Genomic DNA, 1,025 nt, shown 5'->3' with positions numbered 1-1,025 from the left:
TGGCGCTGGCCGAGCGGCTGGCACGCCAGGCCGGGACGGACTACGAGGGCGGCCAGCGGATCATCATGCAGTCGCTGGGGGGCATCCCGCTCGGACGGCCGGCCAGGCCGGAAGAGGTGGCCGATCTGATCACCTTCCTGGTGTCGCCGCGCGCGGGCTCCATCTCGGGCTCAGAGCACCTGATCGACGGCGGCACGGTGCCGACGGTCTAGGACGGCGCCTACGCCGCGTGCGCGCGCAGCCAGGCCACGATGTCGGCCGTCACCTCGTCGCGGTTGGTCTCGTTCAGGATTTCGTGGCGGGCGCCGGGGTACAGCTTGACCGTCACGTCGGCCAGGCCTGCCTCGCGGTAGCGCTGGCCCAGCAGCTGGATCAGCGCGCCGCCACCCGCCAGCGGGTCGGCATCGCCTGAAGCGATCAGCACCGGCAGGTCGCTGCGGATGCCCGCCAGCAGCACGGGGTCGGCCACCCGGGGCGCGGGCGCGAACAAGGCGGGGATCACATCGGCCGGCACGTCCCACCCGCACCAGGGGTTCGCCACGTAGGCGTCCACCTCGGCGGGGTCGCGGGACAGCCATTCGTAGCCCGTGCGGTGCTCAAAGCCGGCATTGAAGGCTTCGAGCCCGGCGGGGGCGTCCGCGGGCGCGTTGGCCATGGCCGCGCCGAACGCGTCCAGCGCGGTCGAGCCGGACAGCACCACGCCCGACCAGGTGGCGGAGTGGTCGAGCATGGCCGCCTGCGCGGCGAACGACCCCATCGAATGCGCGAACAGGAACACCGGCAGGCCGCCGTGCTGCGCGCGCAGCGCGGCGCCGAACTGGGCCACGTCGGCAATCAGGCCACCGAAGCCGGCCGCACCGATGTCACCCAGTCGCCCGTTGGCGGTGCGCCCGTGCCCACGGTGGTCGACCGCGTGGACCACGAAGCCGGCCGCATTGAGCGCCCTGGCAAACCGGTCGTAGCGTTCACCGTGCTCGGCCAGCCCGTGGGCGATCTGCACCACGCCGGTGGGCGGGCCGTCCACG

Annotated in this window: 2 protein-coding genes; one reads left to right on the top strand and one right to left on the bottom strand. The window is 73.4% G+C overall.

Translation table 11 applies throughout. The features are described 5' to 3' along the window. A partial coding sequence (locus tag Q7W29_04530) for an SDR family oxidoreductase (protein ID MDO9171082.1) occupies positions 1–212 on the top strand: 212 nt, incomplete at its 5' end. 8 nt (positions 213–220) lie between these two features. Here Q7W29_04530 and Q7W29_04525 read toward each other — a convergent pair. Beyond that, positions 221–1,025: alpha/beta fold hydrolase (locus Q7W29_04525; GenBank protein MDO9171081.1), on the bottom strand; the 805-nt coding region annotated here is incomplete at its 5' end.

The sequence above is a fragment of the bacterium genome, from assembly GCA_030654305.1.
GTDB lineage: Bacteria > Krumholzibacteriota > Krumholzibacteriia > LZORAL124-64-63 > LZORAL124-64-63 > PNOJ01.
The sequence above is the reverse complement of the archived record's forward strand: the minus strand, read 5'-3'. Positions and strand labels throughout refer to the sequence as shown.